General features: G+C 44.2%; 12 protein-coding genes. 1 reads left to right on the top strand and 11 read right to left on the bottom strand.

Features of this window, described 5'->3' with window-relative positions; all coding sequences use genetic code 11:
• Window positions 1–23: 23 nt before the first annotated feature.
• From B5771_RS18700 to B5771_RS18660, 8 genes are all read right to left on the bottom strand, one after another.
• Window positions 24–1,886 (bottom strand): FlgD immunoglobulin-like domain containing protein, encoded by a 1,863-nt coding sequence (locus B5771_RS18700; RefSeq protein ID WP_088188879.1) that lies wholly within the window; start codon window positions 1,884–1,886, stop codon window positions 24–26.
• A 549-nt stretch (window positions 1,887–2,435) separates the two neighbouring features.
• Complete coding sequence (locus B5771_RS18690) at window positions 2,436–2,648, bottom strand: hypothetical protein (protein ID WP_088188877.1); 213 nt, start codon at window positions 2,646–2,648, stop codon at window positions 2,436–2,438.
• 13 nt (window positions 2,649–2,661) lie between these two features.
• Window positions 2,662–2,922, bottom strand: a complete 261-nt coding sequence (locus B5771_RS18685; protein WP_088188876.1) for a type II toxin-antitoxin system RelE/ParE family toxin — start codon at window positions 2,920–2,922, stop codon at window positions 2,662–2,664.
• A gap of 660 nt (window positions 2,923–3,582) precedes the next feature.
• Entirely contained in the window at window positions 3,583–4,503 is a 921-nt protein-coding gene (locus B5771_RS18680; protein WP_088188875.1) for a hypothetical protein, read from the bottom strand.
• Between the two features lie 840 nt (window positions 4,504–5,343).
• Window positions 5,344–8,772, bottom strand: a complete 3,429-nt coding sequence (locus B5771_RS18675) for a hypothetical protein (protein WP_088188874.1) — start codon at window positions 8,770–8,772, stop codon at window positions 5,344–5,346.
• Window positions 8,773–8,879: 107 nt separating this feature from the next.
• Window positions 8,880–12,818 carry a cell wall-binding repeat-containing protein gene (locus B5771_RS18670; RefSeq protein ID WP_088188873.1) on the bottom strand — a complete coding sequence of 1,313 codons (3,939 nt, stop codon included), beginning with the start codon at window positions 12,816–12,818 and terminating at the stop codon, window positions 8,880–8,882.
• 586 nt (window positions 12,819–13,404) lie between these two features.
• Window positions 13,405–14,994 carry an N-acetylmuramoyl-L-alanine amidase gene (locus B5771_RS18665; protein ID WP_242966886.1) on the bottom strand — a complete coding sequence of 530 codons (1,590 nt, stop codon included), beginning with the start codon at window positions 14,992–14,994 and terminating at the stop codon, window positions 13,405–13,407.
• 90 nt (window positions 14,995–15,084) lie between these two features.
• Window positions 15,085–17,667, bottom strand: coding sequence for a S8 family serine peptidase (locus B5771_RS18660; RefSeq protein ID WP_242966885.1), 2,583 nt, complete (start codon window positions 17,665–17,667; stop codon window positions 15,085–15,087).
• Between the two features lie 333 nt (window positions 17,668–18,000).
• On the opposite strand from B5771_RS18660, the gene B5771_RS18655 reads away from it, so the two are divergent.
• Entirely contained in the window at window positions 18,001–20,076 is a 2,076-nt protein-coding gene (locus B5771_RS18655; RefSeq protein ID WP_088188871.1) for a cell wall-binding repeat-containing protein, read from the top strand.
• Between the two features lie 277 nt (window positions 20,077–20,353).
• Here B5771_RS18655 and B5771_RS18645 read toward each other — a convergent pair whose 3' ends face one another.
• The 3 genes from B5771_RS18645 to B5771_RS18635 all read right to left on the bottom strand — a co-directional run bounded on the left by B5771_RS18645 (window position 20,354) and on the right by B5771_RS18635 (window position 21,805).
• Complete coding sequence (locus tag B5771_RS18645) at window positions 20,354–20,596, bottom strand: hypothetical protein (protein WP_088188870.1); 243 nt, start codon at window positions 20,594–20,596, stop codon at window positions 20,354–20,356.
• Window positions 20,597–20,668: 72 nt separating this feature from the next.
• Window positions 20,669–21,379 (bottom strand): glycosyltransferase family 2 protein, encoded by a 711-nt coding sequence (locus tag B5771_RS18640; RefSeq protein ID WP_088188869.1) that lies wholly within the window; start codon window positions 21,377–21,379, stop codon window positions 20,669–20,671.
• Window positions 21,380–21,388: 9 nt separating this feature from the next.
• A complete protein-coding gene (locus tag B5771_RS18635; protein ID WP_088188868.1) occupies window positions 21,389–21,805 on the bottom strand; it encodes a DUF2304 domain-containing protein in 417 nt (138 codons plus the stop codon).
• Window position 21,806: the final 1 nt, after the last annotated feature.

Genomic DNA, 21,806 nt, shown 5'->3' with positions numbered 1-21,806 from the left:
GAATCTGCTCATACTGAGAGTTTTTATTGAACGTTTAGTTCAATTGTCGCCTTTGTCAAGTCAACATTATTGAAATTATAGACACTCTGCGGGATCGTATAATCTATGGTTTGTCCAGCAGTTAGCGCCTGATTGTTCGCGATTACCGTTTTTACTCCATTATTATTGACATCAATAGTTGCACTCCCATTTGACCCTGGGGTTAAGTGGACTACGACACTCTGGATTACACCATTGACCCGATTGACTTCAGCCGTTGCGGTCAATGATTCGGCTTTCTTCGTAAATGCCTGAGAATAAATCGTTTGATCTTGTCCATTTTGGCTGGCAGTGACTTTCATCGTGTATTGTCCATCATTGACAGGATTACCCGAAGCATCAGTTCCAGGCCACACCACAGAAGTCATGCCGCCAGACGTCCGCAAATTAGACATCGTATCGACATTATTACCATTTTGATCAAATATCGATAAACTATAGTTACCACTGCCAATAAATTGGACATTGAATTGAACCACGTTTTGGATCTTAACATTAAGTGGGGATGTATTGACAGTTGGCGCATTGGTCAGATCGACAGTAAACTTCACCGGATCATCGGCAGAGTAGCTATTATAAGCCTCAAGATAACGTGTGTAAACGCCGTTAGCCTGGGGAAAGGTTTCTGTATATTGTGTAGAATTGACATTGCCAATAAGATTAAAAGAATCATCGAAGATCTTATAGCCCGTAGCGTTTAAGGGGGCATTCCAGGAGTATTGAGCCTGTGTTGAGGATAGAGCCTTAGCACTGATAGCAGTTGAGTCAATCGTGTCTACGGTTCGCCCATTAACTAAATCGGTAAAGACAAAACCCTCGATCGCACTTTTCATAAACTCCTGATAGGTTATGTAAGCAAAGCCATTGTCTCCCCAGTTAGTTCCCCAGGAATTGACGATTTTAAAGGCTCCCTGCCCGTCAGGCGTTTGAATGGTGTCGTCATAACCTACAACGGCTAAACCGTGAGCTCCTATATAGCTCCTGTCATAGGTGATAAAGCTTTTTCCATTGTAGAATTCCGGATATTCATAGTTATAGCCGGCATTTACGCCGATGATCGGCAGATCTCCTGTGTTTAGATACTCTTTCGTCTGCTCAACCTTGAAACTCGACGAATCAGTTGAAGAGAACAAATATCTCCACTGTTTAATGCGATGAGGATACGCCAATTTAATGACACTAGCACTTGGCTGTGTTAGATAATCTCCCTCATTAATGGAGAAATCTGCCAAGGATGCTGCGCCCTCATTTTCTAATAGATTGCCGACGTCTTCAAATGCAGAACCATTATCTTGCCCGCCATTAATTTGATTATAGATGAAGCTTGGGCTAAATATATGGGCATTAATCGGTAATCCGTTAGATTTAACATCCCATCCGAGATCCTTAGCTTCTTGATATGTACGCAAATAATAACCTGCTGACCAGGCAGCACAATCGTTTACTGTCTGGGTTCCCACAGGTGGAAGATAAGGGGAGGAAGAATAGTCTACGGAACTTGGTAATGCACCAACATTGATTCCAGAGGCTTTTAATTTTACTTCGAGTGCTTTAGACAAGTTGGGGTCTGTTTTATTGGCTGTGTTCTGTGTGATTAGTCCAGATTTATGTAATGTAAGCTCTTGTGAGTTTTCTAAGGTCCAGTTTCCATCTGAGAGCTTGAATTGTTTTATGTAGGTCAGATTATCTTTTTTTGTAAATACTTGTTCATCTCCATTAGGCAGTGCTCTCTGACTTAAGATTGTCTCATTTGCGTCTAATGGAAATGCGTACGCTACTTTAGGAATTCCGATAAATAGAAAAAAGATTGATGAAATACACAATGTATAAACTAATGATTTTCTCATTGTACTAACCCTCACTTGTAATAATTAGAATCATCATACCACTATGCAAACATTAAGTATAGAAAGTAATATCCAAATATAAATTCACTATTAGGAACATTGACCCGATGAGCCTGTTTCTTAGGGAAACTTTAGCTTTCCGAAAGACTAGCACATCTTGCCTTGTTAGTTCTGACAGCGGTCTGACCTTGTTCTCTCTAACATAGAGTATAAAGTGGGATACAATGATCACATAGGATTGAACTGTTCTTTCTGCCTTCCCGTCGTCGAGTAAGTATTGGCGAAAACCTGACTGGATCTTAGTCTGTCCTGAAATGATCTGTTGAAGATTTCCGTTCAATTTGATTCGCTCCTTTCATTTGTCTGGAAACACAAAAAACCCCACGTCCTTTTGTTTGGACGTGAGGCGTGAATAGAGCCGATGCTCGTGTCGCTGTGCCACTGTGTCACTTGGTTTGACAAATTCTTTTCTCCTCATTATTCGCATCATGCAGCGTATCTAGCAGTAGTAGCATTTTTCGTTACTTAATCATCGCCACTACTTTCGGTTTAATTCCAGTCAATGTCTGAATGGCTAACGATTTCACCTTTAGCTATTTCTTTTTCTGATTGGGTTAACCTCTCTCTCTCCAGAGGCGTCAGCTTTGTAAAATCACTGTCCCATGCAAGGACCATTCTTTTAATCATTTCGAATGCTAACTCCTGTTCCGACTCAGGGAGCATATCAAGCATATCAATAATTTGCTTTGAGACTGCGGACATATTATCATCTCCCTTACTTGTAAATGTCTCCTCGTGATCCGATATCCTTAATCATTAACACTTCTTCGTCATTAAGATTTGTATACTCATATAATACCCGATATTTTCCTATTCGCAAACGAAGAATAGGAGGATTTATACCCTGCATCTGCTTAATATCACCCTTTGGGGGTACTTCAAGCAGCCCTTCTATTCCTGTTTTAATTCTCTGCTTTACAGACTTATCAAAACTATTGATTGCCTTGACTGCACCTCTGGAATATACAACTCGCAAGCTCCTCCCTCCCTTCATTTAGATTCATTATACAACAGGCTACCAATTCATGCCATTAGTTTCACTCCTTTCTTAGTCTCTTTGAAACGCAGAGGAAGCCCCACGTCCTTTTGTAGGAACGTGAGGCTTGAATTGTAGCGACAATGCTGACAGTTGTGTCACTGTGTCACTTGTTTTACAAATTCCTTTCTGTGGCGACTTCGGTACTTTGAGTAGTTTGCAAACTCCGTTTCTGCTCAACTGACTATCTAATTTAGATTAGGTAGCAAGTCTCTATTTGGTCCTTTGTTGCTATGAATGGCTTTCTAAGATATTCAATGATTATCGGAAATTTTTACAGTGAGTTTATCAAAGTTTTGCAGCGAATTTTGATAAATAAATACTTTTACTATTAGGTAGAATAACTATCAAATTCTAAAAAGAAGGATAGAAAATTGCTATCCTTCTTATACACATGATGGCTTTAAGTCAATTTACGGATTATAGATAACTTTAGTAGCCACTTCGGCGATCTTTTACAGTGAGATTCTAATGTGCCGATCATTTGCCCACCTGCCCACATGTTTTCTCTATTAACTTTAAGTTGATTTCGTAGAATTAGCTACGCTTGTAATCACTTTTTATACCAAATTTACTATCGCAATTTCGGGTTCAGATGCACTAATTGATTGTGACTGTCGTAGTTATGCCTCCATGAACAAAAGTTATTATATCAGTTGTATAGGAGGATGGATTGTAAATAAAACTATAAAAACCATCAGTGCCTGTGTACGTTCCTGTAGCAGTGATGATACCGACTTGTGAACTTGTAACTAATGTATTGGCTCCTGTAGGGTCGTAACGTAACGATCCTGAACCCCCAGATACAAACGTGACAGTAGTAGCATTCACACTATTTTGCGACACGACATTCCCATATTGATCAACTATATTAGCTTCTAAATATCCGCCACCAGAAGACCATGAAAAGGATTCAAAAATATTACTAGAAATTTGAGTACCAACTGTGGGTAATCCACTAATCGGTAGGCCACCTACACCCTGTGTAAGAAGTTCTACTGCATACGGTGATCCTGCAGCGACAGTGATTGTGTTAGTTGATTTCAAAATATTGCCCTTGCAGTCGACTAAGTACAGGTAATAAGTACCTGCAATAGTTGGTGTTGTAATGGATGAACTTGAACCATCACCTGCAAGATTCGTAATTGAAGTAATATTAGCGGAGCCGCCGCTATATAACAATCCCGACGCGCTATCAGGAGCAATATAAACCATTTCTCCCGATTGTGGAGCACTGCTTAAGCTAATTGAGGTACCAGCTGCTGCGCCATTCAAATTAGTCTGAATCACCGTAGACATGTCGGATGCCTTAACTGTCACTGTATGCGTTGAAGCTGGAGATATCGTTCCAGATTTAATTATATATAATTTGTAAGAACCTGGTGTGGTCGGGATTATAATGCTTCCAGTAGTGGTCGAAGTAATGGTTGATCCATTAGCAATTAAAGATGAAGCAGAGGTAATACCCGATGGTGCCAGCCATGCTGTTTCACCAGAGGCAGGTGCACTACTCAGGTTCAATGTTTCTCCAGAAAAGATACAATTTACGTTTGATGCAAGGACTGTATTCTCATCAGTCGTTGCACTTATTCCACCATTCCTTACCTATCCTCATTAGAGGATTTCGGTAGGTCTACACCGTACGTGCGGCTTTCACCGCATACGGCGTTCCATCGATGATACAAAATATAACTATATTTGGACATTTTAACATTTATTTCGACCAGCTTCGACATAATCCAAACATATCACCGACTGGACCCCTTCGCTCCGGCAAGTTTTATCCTCCCACCAAGTTACCAGGGTGGTGCATACGGCATGCCCTCATCACTACTATAGGTCTGCTGACTTCCTGCAGGTTCATCAGAGCTAGCTCTCCTCTTCCTGCAGGCTCTCAAACGTTCCGTCTTGTCTATCCCTATATTTGACGTCCTTAGGCCTCCGTTCGTCGGTATAAGCGAGATGAGTTTAACAGCAAATTGTTTTCATCCTCATAGTAGTATCTCAATTACTAGAACCAATTCCCAGCTAACGGTATCCTTGAAAGAATCAGCTTCTTACCCTAACTCATAACGGATTCGTCTTCCTAGCCATAGTCGCCTTTTATGGAACCCCGCCCCTTGCAAAGGGTACGACTTCACCTGACTTCAACCTCAAAGGATTACTAGCTATTGCGGTTGCAGGATATTAGGCTCATGATTCGATGCTGTTTTCACGGGTGCGACTTTCACGTACCTAATCGACAAGACAATTAAAGAAGAAGGCCTTAGCGACCACATTTGTTGTGATTCACTAAAGCCTTCTGTCTTCGCCTATTTCACTACATTAAGGTAGTTTATAAGACAACGTTTCGTGATTTAATTAGAAAGCACCTGTTGCAGTTGGAGTGATAGTCAAGATTAATGCCTTCGACGAACCTTCTTTATCTGTCGGTCCAGCTACAGGCGTAAATACTCCAGACGGAGCAACAGTTGTTCCAGTAAATGTACCCAAGGTAATGGTCAGAGTTTTACCATCAGCCGAAAGCGCCACAGTATTTCCGCCAGTGGCAACCGTAACACCACCTGGAGTAGCAAAACTTCCCACTCCTGCAATAGTTCCTGCAGTTGTAGTATCACCAAGAGTTGTTGTAGAAGCAATAGCTGCAGCTCCAGGTGTTAATCCAGCAATTGACACAGGTTCACTGTAGGTGATTACAATCTTATCACCTGCTTCGGCAGTACCTACTGTACCAGTTCCATTAACTAATGATACACTTGCAACATATGGAGAATCATCGACTGCCACGGTTGCATTTGTGCTTGATATTGAATTACCAGCGAGTGACTTAATGCCAGTACTTGGTACATAAGTAAGTGTACCGTTTTCAGTAACATTCGTGCTTCCGTTTACAGTAGTTACGGTTACTACAACTGATGTGGTTGTGGGCATTGAGACTTGTACCGTTGCAGTACCAGTATTCAAAACGGTTAAACCTTTGAATGTTCCAAGGTTTGTACCACCAACTGTAGCAGAACCATCCGAATTAAAGCTCATTGTAAGACCAGTTTTAGGGGTTGAACCATCCCAACCGGAAATAATAGAAGTAGGATCAACATTTTTATTATACGTAACAGTGAAAGTATCCGTTGCTTTCAACTGAGAAGTGGTACTAAGAGCAACAGATACAGGAGCAAAGGTAGACACAGTTACACCAGTTGTATTAGCTGCCAAAAGATTACCATTCGTATCTTTAGCCTGCATATAGTCGGCGCTAACCGTGCGAACAGTTACTGGTTGAGAAGGATCAAGAGCATCTGCAGCGTTTAGAGTGAACGCTATTGCATTGACTCCTGAAGCAACACTACCCTTAATTGCACCCTGAACTGGTGTTGCGCTATAGCCCGTTAATACCTTACTTCCTTGTACAATTTGAATTGAATTTTCAAGAGCGCCACCAATTTGACTAGCCATAGTTTCACTAAATGTGGCGTCTACCTCTGTCGGACTAACAAGTGTAGCACCCGATAGAACTGGAGCGATCGCACTGGATGCAGTACCTGCAACTGTCTTGCTAGAGGCAAGCTTTGTACCATAGATATCGGTTGTTGACGATGATACGGTTGTAACAGTACGTACTCCAGCTGTAGTCGTGCTACCAGCAGTTAGTGTTACATTACTTGGGAATGTGAATAATAGAGTATGTGATGTAGTATCAGTTGAATCAATTGTTACTGCAGAAGGGGTAACCCATGTCGAACCATCGGCAGTGACTTGGAAGTCAGAAGGAGACACAGTACCAAATGCATTTCCTGTAGCTTCAACTAATTTAAGTGTTGAAGAATTGACAACTTTTAAGCTCGGAGTCCCAGCGCTGATATCAATCGCTGTAGCAGCTGTAGTCAGTACAGAACCAGAATCTGGAACATAGAGATTGCCAGCAGCGTCCGCAACAGTATTCAAAGTTGTGCCTGAAATACCACCAACATAAATGGTATCTCCAGTGGCTGGAACAGTAGTACTTGGTAATGTAATTCGAACAGACTGATTGCCGTTAAATGGTACTATCGTACTACCTGATGGTAAAGCACCTCTAGTACCTGCGGCCGTTTTGTATTGGTAAGCGGCAGTATTTAAAACTGAATATGTTCCACTAACACTCATCGCACGATTGAAATTAATAACAACAGACTGTCCTTCAAAACCAAATGTAGATACAGCAGGTGCAGATGTGTCAACAACAGTGATCGATGCAGGTTGAGCAGAAAGGGTATTACCCACAACATCTTTGACATTATTAATCGCAACTGTATACGAACCAGATGTCATGGCTGATGTAGTAAGCTCGATTTGTTTTTGATTAGTGTTTGCAACAAAAGCAGCGTTGCTAACAGTGACAGTATTACCTTTACTATCAGTTACAACATAATTCCCAGCGTTTTGAGCGGTTGAAGAATCCATAGAAGCTGAGAAATACACCTCTACATGCGTCGTATCCTTATCTGTCACGCTTGTAAGTGATGGTTGAGCATTTGCTGTAACTGTAACTGACTGACCATAAGTATTTGCTGCAACGTTACCAGCTAAAAGATTGCCAGAAAAATCAGCAACGCCAGTTACAAAGAAATAGTCAGTTCCGGCTGTCAAAGGCTTATTGGTACCAGTAAATGAAATTGTATATGTTTGTGAATCAACTTGTGTTATTGAATCAGCGGTCTTTGAATTATCGGATGCACTATTTGAAGTATTCCAGTAAAAATGAGCCAGATCAGCAGAAGTGTTAATATTGACTGGCTCGCTAAATTTAACTGTCACACTTGTTTGGCTATTTGCCGTTATTCCTGCGACTGAGGGTGCAGTGGTTCCAGCATTAATTGTAACAGTTTGCGAAACTGATGGTACTTTATACCCTGCATATGATGCAGCATCATTTGCAGTTCCATTTTGCTTAATTGCTATTGTATGTGGTCCCTGTGATAATCCACCGGTAAAGGCAAGTGTCAATTGTGTATGATCTAAACTATACGTTGCTGAAGCCTGTGAAGTAGTCAACGCTGTTCCATCAAGTACAATATTGTTGAAGGTTGAACCTGTGAAGGTCTCACAGTTTTGTGTTGGCTCACTAAACGTAATATTGACATTTTGGTTACCTAACGAAGTTATAGATGTTACCGTTGGAACTGCTTGATCCTGTGGTGTAAAGTTTGTCGAGGATGTTGTCATCACTTTTCCGTTTGAGTCTTTGACATTTGCTACGGTCAGAGTCTCCTGGGTAAAGTTAGCCATCCCTGCACCAGAAACATTTAAAATAACTGTTTTTCCATCTGGTTGAAGAACGGCACCATTAGGATCAGCAAGCAACGTCCCGCCTGACAGTGTATAATTAGCGCCAGTTTGTGCAGACACTGAATCAACTGCCTGATTAAATGTTACTTTGACTTGTTTCACGTTAATAGCACTTACCGAAGCAACTGCTAAAGCTTGTTGTGTAGGAACAGGAGTTCCAGTTACTGAAGAAGCAATCTTTGATTGAACATCAGCTAAAGCAGCATTTGGATTGCTCAGGAAAACATTATTTGCTGCAGTAGCATCATATAAGTTTCCGTTAATTTCATATTTATAGTTGCTCATATGAGCTACTAGATCAAGGAATTTTGTAGGCTGTAATATCAGTTGACCAACGTTGCCAACATCTTGGGAGCCATTCCAAAGATCGCCTGTCGCTGCAAATACTGGAGTAGCAGCCATAGCAGTAGAAAGCACGGTAGCAATGGCGATTTTCGACATTCCCGCAATTAACTTATTTTTCATTTTAGTGCTCCTTCAAATAAGATTTTGAGTACTGAGGGGTAAGAGGCACCCCCTCAGTACTTGATTTTGTCTTATAGTTTATTAAAAAACTAACTAATTCTGTTTAATTATTGACCAACAACTGTATAAACTGTTCCATCAACCGTTACAGTAACTACATTGGTAGAAGTAACGTTCAGAAGGCTTAAAGTATTTCCACTTACTGTATAATCCGTTCCACTAACCTTAGTAGCACCATCTACAGTTACAGCAGTTACTGCTTGGTAACCTGTAGGTAATGTAATTTTAGCATAGGTTTGGCCAAATGCTGAGGTAAAGGTTCCTGGCAATTGATTAGCAGCAAGGGCTTTAATAGTGAAGTTAACCGTTGTTGTGTTTCCGGAAGTATCTTTGACAGTCAGAACATATACACCAGCGTTGGAGATTGCAGTACCCAATGTATAGTTAGCAACTGGATTTCCGTTTTGAGTAAGGGTTACACTGGCGATGTCAGTAGCAGTACTAGCAGGTGTAACAGCGGAAGTATAAGTTGAACCGGTAGTTACGCCTGTTACGGCAGGAGCAGTTGTATCAGTAGAGCTGCCTACGCTAGGTTCAACCTCAATATCGAGGGTCTTAGCATATCCTGAAGCAACGCCAGACAATGTGATCTTATCACCAGGTTGCAGATTAGTACCTGCAGGGATTCTGCCGTCAGTCAATTCGACAGGAGCCGAAGCAGTTGTTGAACCAGCTCTGGTTACTGTCATGCTGAGATAGGACAACGCCATAGCTTTGGTGCCATATTGATCCTTAGCATAGATATATACAGGAGAACGTCCAGTGCTAGATCCGGAGGTATCAAATCTTTCGAGAAGAGTATTATCCTTCAGGTAGTCAACGCTGACCTGAGCATCGTCACCTAAATCATTAAGTTTAACGCCTGGTTTAAAGGTAGCTGCGGATACATAGATACCTGATGGAATGGGATCTGCTGTTGAAGATTTAATAGGAGTTGTTACGGAGTGGATTACACCATCAGCACCATTAATCGTTACGCTTAAGGTCGTGCTGGAAGAAGTAACGTTGTCTCCTAATTTCTTGCCATACACATAGACATCTTCCCAATCATAAGGCTCCCAATTCGAGTCTGTAGAATCCTTAACATATGCGGCAAAGAAGTCTTTGCTGTCAACACTGGCTCCGAGAACAGAACCATTTGCCAAGATGACTTTTGAACCGCTTGAAGACTTACCATAGACATATGGTTCAGCTGCATAAGCTTTTTGTCTACCAGTAGCTGAAGCCTCATCAGTAGCATCAGCAACATAGATTGGATCTTTAACCGTATCAACATAGTAGTCCTTGATATCGTTGTTTTTCAGGACGGAGATAGTTACTGATTTGGTATCAATTGCGGTGTCCGGAGTATTGTGTGCAGGATCAGCAAGGTTAATTAAAGAGAATTTAACTGTGCCGGAACCACCATTAGCTGTTAAACCAGGGTTAGCCACAATGCGAATACCATTTCCGCCGTAAGCTACTGGAGAACCATTCGTTAAGCTCTCGCCGGAATCCGAACCAAGAACCTGAAGATCACCGGTAGCAGACGCTACAACTTGATAGTTGAATTTAGGATCAGCTGTTGTTCCTTCGCCGCCTTGGTATTTACCTTGCATGTCAATGACGCGGCCATATTGGTCTTTTACGGTGAAGCCGCCGTAGTTCCAACCAAAGTCAACGCCTTGTTGTGCGCCGCTTTGCATATTGGTAGCCACTACGGATTGGTCTAATTGTAAGGTATCAGCTTTAGCAGCTTTTTGAATGTTGATAGTAATGGAGCTGTATTTACCGGTTGAAGTATTGGCTGTAATAACTTGTTGTCCGTCAATGCCAAATCCTGTTTCGGTTTTCGGACCGCACCACAGACTGGCAGTTCCATCAGAGTTTTCTTTCAAGAATGCATTCGTGATGGTAAGGTCAGTTGTGCTGAGATCAGAATACTTGGTCAGTTCTTTTCCGTTTTGGTCTAAAGCACGGAAAGGAATTTGTTTGCACTCGTCAACAGCAATGCTGTCGGCAGGAGCCATAATGGTAAAGCTGTCAATCTTCGAAGATTTATATAAGGTTGTGTTCAGAGTTGAAGTTGTTCCATTCCAAGTCATAGCCGTAATTACTGTCGGCATGTCCACTGTCAGGGAATTACCTGAAGTGTTGTTAACAATAACTTTGATAACTGCTTTGTTGGAATCGCTGGGATCTTCTTCAACGCTGGCTTGTACGTATGAGTTTGAAGTAGTAAGGAGGTTATCATTGCCATTTCCGTCGGAATGGAGGATCAAGCCGCCTTTAATCAAATCATAGTTAGTTGTTGGGTTACCGCTGATGTCTTTAGCGGTATAGCTGGCATAGAATACGCTGGAATCTCCATCGGTTAATTTCTTGCCGTCAGCATTGGTAAGTTGGCCGAGTTGGAAATCACTTAAGGTACCAACTTGGGTTGATGTATTTAAGGTAGCACTCGTTGATACACCGGAAGTTGAATCATAACCGGTGATGACAACGGTTGAGAATTGCATCAAGTTTTGAACATTGGAGTGTAATGTGAGCAAGCCGTCTTTAGCATCAATGCTGCCGACGCCGCTTTGGAAGTTCAAGCTATTAGCCAAACCACCGGTTGTAATATCGTTGCCGTATTGGTCTAATACTTTATAGGTTGCATAACCTGTTTGGGTGTTATCTTTATTAGTTACAACACCTAATTTGGTAGCTGTGATGTTAATAGCAGCGATCTTTTGTTGATCAACAGTTACTGAGGTGTTTCCCAGATCTGTCGAGCCGTCTTTAACATCAACGGTGTAGGTGCCTTGTGGAAATGCTGCTGAATTTTGCAGAGTAGCTTCGGTATTACCGGAGTTCCAAGTAGTCGTTACTGTAAAAGGAGTGTTGAACTCTTCTACGTCGAAAGTAACTTTTGAAGTATCAGCAGGTGCATGGTTGAAGACAACTTTAAAGCTGTCAGCTGCAGTAGCTGTTACGGAAGTTACGGATAACGGACCGTTGTTGTTCGGGCCGGTTTGACCGGTAACAATTGCGGTACGTACGTTTTCAGGAACAACAGCTTCGCCGCCGAGAGCTGTTACTACAGCATTCTTATCAAGTTTGCCATGTACAAAGGTGGTAGCTGCAGGAGCAGTTCCGTTCGTAAGAACGATCGGTGAGCTGGTTTGAGCAGCGAGGGGTGCTCCGGCAAGAGCGTCAATTCTGGTTTCACCGTTAGCAACAAATACGTTGGTGAATTTCAGAGCTGAGCTGAAGTCTTGGATAACTTGATTGTTGGTGTCATAGGCAGTGGTTCCTGCATGACGTGTAGCGCTTGGTAATTGTGCTTTAACTGCGTCGCTGATGATTCCTGTTCCACCGATAACATCTGAAGATGTAATTCCTGAGTTAGAAGCTAAATAGGAAGAAACGCTGGCAGGAAGTGAGTCTTTGTCAGTTAAGAGGATCGGCTCATTAGCAGCGGAAGCGATAGAAGCAATTGAAAGAGCATCAGGAATTCCGTTTGCAACCGCAACCTTGGTTACACCACTCATTTTCTTAGCAATGTTTACGGAAGTTGCAGCACGGTCTATACCGCCGAGGGGAACAACTGTAATGCCCATGCCGGTGAGTTGATCAAGAACTGATTGTTTAATAACAGCAGTTCCGCTTGTTACATAAACAGTTTTAACGTTCAATTTGGTGAGTTCAGCTTTGGTATCAGCATCAAGTGTGCTTCCAGCACCGGTTAAAAGGATAGGAGCTTTTAAGTAAGTGGCGAGCGGTCCAGCTGTGAGAGCATCAACCATACCATAGGAAGTAGAGGATGCAAGGATTGCTGTACCAGTCCAGCCTGTTTGATCGGCAATTGCATTTGCAGTTTGAGCTGCAGTAGTACCTGCCAAACGGGTGGGCATTGTGGGCGCTGTAGTCGTTGCACCGTCAGCAAAAGCGTTGAACGGTACTGTCGTCAAGGCCATTCCAGCGATAGCTAAAGATGCTAAGGCTTTTTTAGTTTTTTTCATGTAGTGAATATCTCCTCTCGTCTTTGGATCTCTTCTGTCTGGTGAATGACTATCTCTTTTCCTTACCTAAGGACGTCTTTTAGTCGTCCCTCACCCCCTTAACATGAGTAGCACAATCTTTAGACATTGCGCAATATCTAAAAGTAGACCTTGAGCTTTAGCGGGAGCGTCCCCCCTGAAGATGATATCTCATCCGCCCAGGTTACCCTTTAGAACCGCATCGAAAATTTGAAACCACAAAAAAGGGTCTACATTAGCTATATGTATTCTCCATAATAACTAATATTCCTGCTTACTGTCCGAATTTTTTTTAAGGTCTTCAAACTAAAACCTCATTCTCGGACGGGTTTCGAATCTGCAGTTAGTACTTTTTTTATCAATGTAGTTTAGTTTACACTAAAAACCATTAGTTTTCCACCATTAGCCAAAAAAAATACATAAAAAAAACTAATGAGCTAATTGAGTATACCACAAAATATCATCTTAAATGTGGATATTCTGTTAACATCCCATAAATATTTTGTTGAGGAGGTTTCAGAGATGTTACAAGTGGTTCAGTCAAAGTTTTAGTTTTTAATAAAAAAAGCTAGAATCCTTTGTACTTTAAAATACCCTTATATATCCCCTGAGCCGTTTTCTGCTGAAAATCCGGTGATCCTAAGAGCTTCTCTTCCGTAGGATTGGAGATAAAACCAACCTCAATGAGAACTGCCGGCATCTTCGTGTTTTTGATAACATAAAAGGGTGCATCCTTTACCCCCCGGTCATATAAACCAATCTCTTTAACTAACTCACTTTGGATATTGTCGGCAAGCGTCTTGGATTGGCCGGCTGCGGAACTGGCTGAACTGTAATACGTTGTTGTTCCGTTGGAACTCGGATTGCTGAAGGAGTCATTATGGATGCAGATAAACAGATCCGCGTTATCATCATTCGCTATTTTCGTTCGCGCCTGGAGATCTGAAAGTTCGGAGTATTGTCCGACAGCCGGAGATACGTCTGTACTTCTGGTCATGATGACTTGTGCGCCTGCGGAGCGCAGGACACTGGCCAAATCAAGCCCAACAGCCAGAGTGTTATTTTTTTCGTAGGTGCCTGATGGACCGATAGCTCCCGTATCCGGGCCGCCATGACCTGGATCGACAACAATCTTCATTCCTGCTAATAAGGAAGGCGGCGGTATCGTTCCCTCGAGCATCCCTTTGACTTGATCGGAAATAACGGCTGTCCCCCCGATAATGACTGCGGAATTCGAACTTTCGTCGGCTTTAGACAGCACAGAATAGGCTGCTCCCGGCAAGGCGTCCTTTTGAGTCATAATAAGCTCTGCGCTTTCTTTGGCGGCCAGAGCTCCTGCAGCCAGGGCATCGGGAAAATTCTCCCCGGTTACCACGTATGTTTTGGGAGCGGTTAAATCGTCTTGAGCAAAGTCATAGACCTCCGCCGCAGTCTCGTAGCGGTCTTGACCGGCAATTCGCTGGACATCCGGCAGTCCGGTCAACGTGGAACTGGACACCACCGCTTCTCCGCCGACGACAATCGTATGGGTATCACCTTTTTGCTGAAAGGCCGCAAGTTCTTCTTTCGTAGCTTCAGGCATTGTGTTGGCTTTTGTCAGAAGTATCGGCGTCTCGGTCTTTCCTGCGTAAGCAGAAATAGACAGAGCATCCGGGAATTGTTCCCCGCTTACCAGGATAACCTGACCTTTGGATCCAACACGTTCAGCAACCTTTTGCGCCGTCTCGTATTGATCCTGCCCCCAGATTCGATCTGGTTTAGAGATCCCGGCGTTTTCAAGATCCGTTTCCACCTGAGCGCTTAAAGCTGCTGTTCCTCCTAAGAGAATAGCCTGTTTAGCACCCAAACGTTTAATTTCATCCATGACATAGGGATCGACCCCCTGCTTCTGAGTCAGAAGAATAGGGGCATCCAACTCGTGCGACAGCGGCGCTGCAACCAAAGCATCGGGAAAGTTATCGCAGTTCGCCAATAAGACAGTATCTGCATGCTGCCACCCTGCCTGAGAAACTTGTATGGCAGTGTCTATTTGCCTCACCCCGGAAATCCTGGTGGTTGTAAAGTTCAACTGCGATGCCTGAGCAGTATTTTGCAGCCCTAACAGGAAACAGAAGACAAAAAGCAGCATCCCCATAACTTTCCATTTTAAATGTGACACATTAACGACCTCTCCTTTTCTACAAAATACTTTGTAATTCGATATTAATGACCGATGTCCTGCAAAGAAATGTGGTATTTTATCCCACACCTACGAAAGTAATGCTTCCACGCTTTGCACAACAGCATCAGGAAGTGCGACTTTCCCTCCCAAAGCCTCTATTTGCTTACCCTTCCACGAAGTGAGCAGAGTAATAAGACTGGAAGGCAGCTCTGTCCTGGTCGGAACCAGAACGACCATCGAACCTTGCAGTGCCGCCCTGACTGCTCCCGTCAGAGCATCGGGAAAGTTCTCCCCCGTTGCTAATTCCAGCTTCGAAGAATTTGGCGGATACGCCTGCAAAACGGCAGCTGTAGTATCATAGGCCGTATTACCGGCAATTCTTTGGGGAAGAGGCAGCTGATCTTCAACGGCCGAACTTATAACGGCCGTTCCGCCAATGACCAAGGTCTTGGAAACCTTAAGTTCCTTAAGCGCTGTTTGCGCCTCTTCTGCTAGTGCATCTGCTCCAGTCAGCAGAATCGGAACTCCTTGACGCGCCGCCCAGGCGGAAATGGCTAACGTATCCTGAAAATGATTGACATTAGCAATCACAGCTCGTCCTTCTGTACCCAGTTCTTCTGCAATAGCCCGCGCCGTACCCTCTGCTGTATACCCGTAAAGGCGTTTTACAGTGTAGGTTTGCTGAAGTTCCAGCTCAATATTCGCTGAAAGAGCAACCGGGCCGCCTAAAAGATAGATGGTTTTGGGAGCAAGGCGCTGGATTTCGCTGCGAACTTCAGGTGTGAGTCCGGAGCTGGGGGTAAGCAAAATCGGAGCCTGGAGCTTATAGGCCAAAGGCGCACCGGCTAATGCATCCGGAAATTGATTGGCTTGAGCGAGGATTACCGTATCTGCTCCGGTAGGAAAGGCAGCCTGTGCAATCTGAATCGCCGTTCCTTCGGCCGTTGTGCCTGCAAAACGCTGGACTGACTGATTGGCGGCCTGTATTGTTCCCACGGCATATATCCCCGGATTAAAAAGGCCGAAATTAATTTCCCCATTTTGCAGTTCTCCTCCTAAGGCGATCCAGCGTGCGCCGTCCCAGTGATAAATAACGGTGTTTTGCATTTCGTTCAGAGAAGGATCACTGCATTTTAAAGCAAGCATTTCTTTCGGTGTCTCGCTTCCCCACTCTATGTCAAAGGCCGGCGTTAAGAACCTTGCTTCGTTCGGAAGAGCTTCCGGGATTGCGACAGACGTCAGGGAAACTTTTGCTGATGCTGGGAAGGCTTGAGGAGGAACTGACAGTGTTAAGGCAGCAGACCCATCTATCGTCTCGACACTACCTCCCAAACTATTGACATCCGCCGGTGAAGGCAGAGTTTCTTGGGTTTGCGCGGCCAGGGTTACGGCACGGGCAACATCAACTAAGCCGTAACCGTAATCATTGTCCCGCCCAGGCGTTCCCAAATCTTTGACACCGGCTTCCAGCGCTTCAACGACTTGGTCTCGTGTCCATTTCGGATGCTGCCCCCAGATAAGAGCCGCTTCACCGGCCACAAACGGTGAAGCCATCGATGTTCCGCTGGCATCAGCATAGCCTGAGCCCTCAGCCAAACTCCACCAATCGCTGGTAATTTTGTCGCCTGGGGCGGCTAAACTGATTTCCGGACCGGTTGCCGAATATGGAGCAACGTCATTATTTTTGTCCGTTGCCGCAACAGCCAGAACATGCGAATCTGAAGCAGGATACGTGACCCCGGGATTTTTTTGCGAGGAAGGATCGAAGTTGCCGGCGGCAGCTACGAGCAAACATCCTTTATTATAGGCGTGAAGGACGGCCTGACCAATCACCTCTGAGAATGCTTCATCATCTGATCCCAGACTTAGATTAATAATTTTAGCTCCGTGATCGGCAGCCCAGACGATTCCGCTGGCAATGGCGTCATCATAGCCATCGCCGTCGAAACTGACTGCTTTGATAGGCATAATTTTCGCCTGATAGGCCACCCCGACAATGCCTACATTATTTCTCTCCGCTGCAGCAATTCCGGCAACATGGGTGCCGTGTCCGTTATCATCTTGATTTGCCCCAGGTGCATCACTCTGGGTAATCGCATTGTACCCCGGGACAATATTATCCTTTAAATCGGGATGGTTAAGGTCTATGCCCGAATCTACGATGGCAATAGTTATACCCTTGCCTGTTGCCCCCATACCCCATGCTCCCGCAACATCTCCGTTCACAAGGGACCATTGATCTTTAACATACGGATCAGAAGGCAAGGTGGTCAAGGAATCGCCGGCTATCTTGTGACGATGATTTTCCTGAGCACTGAGTACCCCGGGAACTCTTTTCAGGCTTGTGATCATCGCCGCTATATTGACCGTTTTAGCAAACCCCAGCGTTGCAAAATTCAGCGGTCCCTGACGCAAAACCGTGGCCTTAAATTCTTGGGCCAGCTTTGTGACATCGGTTTTAGAGGCTAAGGAGACGACAATCTGCGAGGTGTGTGAGGAAACAGAGCTTGCTCCCGCCGAAGACGACCCGGCTAATTTCACTGTGCTATGAGACTGAGACTGAGACTGAGATTGAGACGGAGGTTGAGTTCTGGTTTGGGATTGAGTTAAAATTTGGTTTTGAGTTTGTGACGTTCGCGGTGTAAGATGGTTCTGACTTGTTAAAGACAAGGGTATAAGACTCACATTCAATCCAATTATTAAAAAAGGAACGAGGAGATATTTAATTTTAGGTGTTACTTCTTTAATTAAGGAACTTTTTATACTACGAATATCTTCCACCTCTTTATGTACGAGTTAATGCTTACGATTAATTCGACAAAAATCGTCACTTTCCTTTTCCCTTTTTTGCCCTGAGCCGAAAATAATCTCCTACAATCTCCCTAATTATTTTGATATTGGCAGTTGGATTTATCTAAATTTCGGCAGGTTTTCTCATTTTTGTAACGAATACTTAGTGGCAGCCAAATGCTTGTTAATAAATCCCTGTAAAGGAGGGGAAGGATTATTAAATTCTTCACAAGAAAATCTAAGATAACTAATCACAATCAGCCATACAGCACCAGCAAACACAAATTCCGCCTGGTCTCCTGCACCATTGCCCTTATCTGCGGTTTAGCCGTTATAAGCAATCTGGTTCCCTTTCATTCCCTTGTAGCCCAGGCCGCTCCTACTGATTCCGTCACAGACCGAATCTACGGCAATACCCTCTACGATACGGCCATAGAAATCTCCAAAGCCGGTTGGGATCAAGCTCCCGTTGCTGTCCTCGCTACAGGGCAAAACTTCCCGGATGCGCTCACAGGATCTGTTCTGGCGCATAAAGTAAATGGACCTTTGCTGCTTACAGAATCCGATCATTTAGATCCTGCTGTTTTAAGCGAGCTGAAACGACTGGGGACGAAAAATGTCTATCTGCTCGGCGGAACCGTTGCTCTAAGCAGTTCTATTGAGCAAACCCTGATCGACCAGGGGATTACGCCGACACGTCTCGCTGGGACGGATCAATATGGAACTGCTGCAGCGATTGCCGGTGTGGCGACTCCGACCTCGGACCAAGCTTTCATCGTTAATGGTGAACATTTTCCCGATGCGTTAAGTATTTCTTCTTATGCGGCGGCTCACGGGATACCGATTTTACTGACGCGTCCGGATTCCTTACCTTCAGACACCGCCTCGGCTCTTGCCAAAATGGGCGTCCGGCAGGTTACTCTGATCGGCGGAACAGCTGTTATTCAGAAAACCGTAGAAGACCAGCTGGCGAAACTCCCGCAGCCGGTTACTGTTACCGCCCGTTATGCCGGATATGATCAGTACGAAACAAATAGTATCGTTCTAAATCAGCTTCCCTTTGACAGTTCTCATGTCTATGTTGCCACAGGCGAAAATTTCCCCGATGCCTTAGCAGGTGCGGCCCTCGCGGCAAAAACGAATTCTCCGATCTTTTTGTTTCCTTCAAAACCCTTAGCTTCTTATACATCCGCTTATCTCGATCAAAAACGATCTTCCGGCACTGCCTTTACGATTCTTGGGGGGTGGGGCGTGATTAATTACAAGATGGAAAGTATCCTGCGTACGGGAGTTGTGCAGCCCCGGATTTCCCTGCAGTTTACTCAAGGCGGGCTCAGCGGAGCGAAGGGAATGCTCAGCCAGCTCCAATCAATTCCTTCACCGGCTACCGATTATGCAGACCTGATTGGACCGAGCTGGTATTACCTTGATGACGCGGCCAATGGCAATGTAACCGGGGGCTGGGATGCCACCCCGGAAAACTATACTCAATTCACAAGCGCCGTCCATGCCCGCGATCTCAAGGTTCTGCCCGTAATTCAGTCAAGCTGGGCGTCTCCCAAAACTGTGGACACAGTCTTGTCTTCACCAACTACTCGGGCAGCCTTGGAAAACAAGATTGTCGCTTTAATCCAAAGCACTAACTCTGACGGAATTGTCATCGACTTTGAACTCATCAGCGGCAGTACAGGACCCTATCTTACGCAATTTATGCAAGAACTCTATGCTAAACTTCATCCTCTGAACAAGTTAGTCATTGAAGCGGTTATGGCTCGCACAGGCTCCGAGTCTTGGCTGTCAGAATTTAATTACGCTGCTTTAGCGCAAAACGTGGATTACCTGGATGTTATGACCTATGACTACAGCCATTCAACTCCCGGGCCTATTGCGCCCCTTGATTGGATGAACAAGGTTATGCAATACACTGAAGGTCAAGGTGTTGATATGCATAAAGTACTCCTCGGTATCCCTTACTACGGCAATGACTGGTGGACTACGGGCAGCGGCAGCGACGCCACCTATCAGCGCAAAGCCGGCGGTATGGCCGAACTTGAGGCTTTAGCGCAAGGACCCATTCAGAGAGATTCCTCTCAAGTCCCTTATTTCAATTACACGGATTCAGCCGGAAACCATACTGTTTATTACGACGATGCTCAGAGCTGGAACGCTAAACTGTCCCTGCTCAACCAATATGGACTTGGCGGAATCGGAGCCTGGTCACTCAACTGGTCACTTAGTCCTGCAAGCTCTAACGCCATCTTCCCACTCCTTAAGCAGTATTTGCGCTAAGAGAAAAGCCGCCACTAATTTACTGAATAAAATAGTGGCGGCTTTTTGGGGCAAAATTCGAGTACATATTTGCAGTGAACTCGTTCAGCTTCTGTTTATTGTTTATAATATTTCTCCGGATTTGTGTATTAAATCTCATTTTGTCGAGGATGACGAACTAGGAGAATTTCAATTTCATCTTTTTCAAGCCGATAGAAAACTTTGTACGGCCCAGATTTTCCAATAGATAATAGTATTGATATGAGCGAATCAACCGCTGATCTTCTCCAGTGGATTTTCATAAAGAACCTAACGCTTTATCAATTTCTGGATCAGAAAGAATCGGGTTATCTCCTTCTAAAGCCTCTAATAGCAGTCGTTTTTCCTCGTCATCAGTTACTTCGTAAACATTAGCATCATTATTGTCCGGATATTGTTCGACTTCGAATAATAAAAATTTCCGGTTACCAATTTCAAAATAAGATGAACCTGAATTAACTGCTTCAAGGATGTCCTTATTTTCGATTTTAGTTGCTTTCAAACTATCAATCTCCTCTCCCAAACAAAGGATTGAGATAATTATATCATGATTTGCTGGATTGTCCCCAAAAAATTATTGATCGGGCCAGATCCGGCTCATCATTGAGTTAAGAATGATGGCTAAACTAACCTTGAACATATAATACCCGCTTTTAAAGGGGGTGATTGATGAGCTGCCTGAAATACGAGCGTCCATTTCCACCGAGACTTCTATTACCCGTATGCCGTTTTTGACCAGGGTTACAATGGCATCGGGTTCCGGGTAGTCTGTGGAATAATGGGCCGAGACCATACGCAGGGCTTTCTGATTATAGGCGCGAAATCCTGAGGTGGGGTCCGTATATTTCCTGCGCACGACGGACTGGATCGTTTTGCTTAAGAGATAGATTCCCATACGCCGGGACAAGGAGGATTTATAGGCCGTTTTGCTCAAAAACCGCGATCCGATGGTGACATCGGCCCTGTCCCTGAGAATGGGCTCAGTCAATTTCCGGATCTCTTCAGCCCGGTGCTGCCCGTCTCCATCGACTTGCAGAGCGACATCATAGTGGTTCTTAACGGCGTAGAGAAACCCAGTTTGTACTGCTCCTCCGATTCCCAAATTCACAGGCAGGGAAATGACCTTTGCCCCATGACTGCGGGCGACCTCCGCCGTTTGATCTGTCGAGCCGTCATCGATGACTAGAACATCCAGCCAAGAGGATACTTCTTTTAGATTATCCACCACGGTGCCGATATTCCGAGCTTCATTCAAGGCCGGAACAATCGCTAAAATTCGTTGCATACCTTCTTTTTACACGTCCTTATGCGGACTAATTTCCGCTGCTTGTTTCTGCTTCCTGATTTGCGTGGATTTTATCTGAGGGCTCTGCTGAAAATTTCTTAAGTCATCTTCAAGTAAGGCAATTTTCTGCACCAACACACGATTCGTAGAACTCAATCTGGATATCTCCAGAGAAAAATGGACACAAAGAATAAAGACCAAGACCCCGAAGATTACGAAAATTGCGGAGGGTGCGTAGTAAATTCCCATAAGCTCCGCCAAGTATTCAATCCCGTTTTTCCACAAGGATAAAAAAATCATGCCGAAACCCGCAACAATCCAGATTAAAGAATATTCCACGGCCAGACGTCGCTGGCGAACTTGTTCGATAATAAAACCTGTGACCAAAATACTCATAAAGAGTACGACGATTTGGACACGCGACATC

The sequence above is a fragment of the Desulfosporosinus sp. FKA genome, from assembly GCF_002196785.1.
Lineage (GTDB): Bacteria > Bacillota > Desulfitobacteriia > Desulfitobacteriales > Desulfitobacteriaceae > Desulfosporosinus > Desulfosporosinus acididurans.
Note: the sequence above shows the minus strand (reverse complement) of the source record. Positions and strands in the feature narration are given on the sequence as shown.

Coding starts and splice junctions, on each gene's coding strand:
- B5771_RS18700 (WP_088188879.1), bottom strand. CDS start 1,886: ATGAGAAAATCATTAGTTTATACATTGTGTATTTCATCAATCTTTTTT.
- B5771_RS18690 (WP_088188877.1), bottom strand. CDS start 2,648: ATGTCCGCAGTCTCAAAGCAAATTATTGATATGCTTGATATGCTCCCT.
- B5771_RS18675 (WP_088188874.1), bottom strand. CDS start 8,772: ATGAAAAATAAGTTAATTGCGGGAATGTCGAAAATCGCCATTGCTACC.
- B5771_RS18670 (WP_088188873.1), bottom strand. CDS start 12,818: ATGAAAAAAACTAAAAAAGCCTTAGCATCTTTAGCTATCGCTGGAATG.
- B5771_RS18640 (WP_088188869.1), bottom strand. CDS start 21,379: ATGCAACGAATTTTAGCGATTGTTCCGGCCTTGAATGAAGCTCGGAAT.
- B5771_RS18635 (WP_088188868.1), bottom strand. CDS start 21,805: ATGTCGCGTGTCCAAATCGTCGTACTCTTTATGAGTATTTTGGTCACA.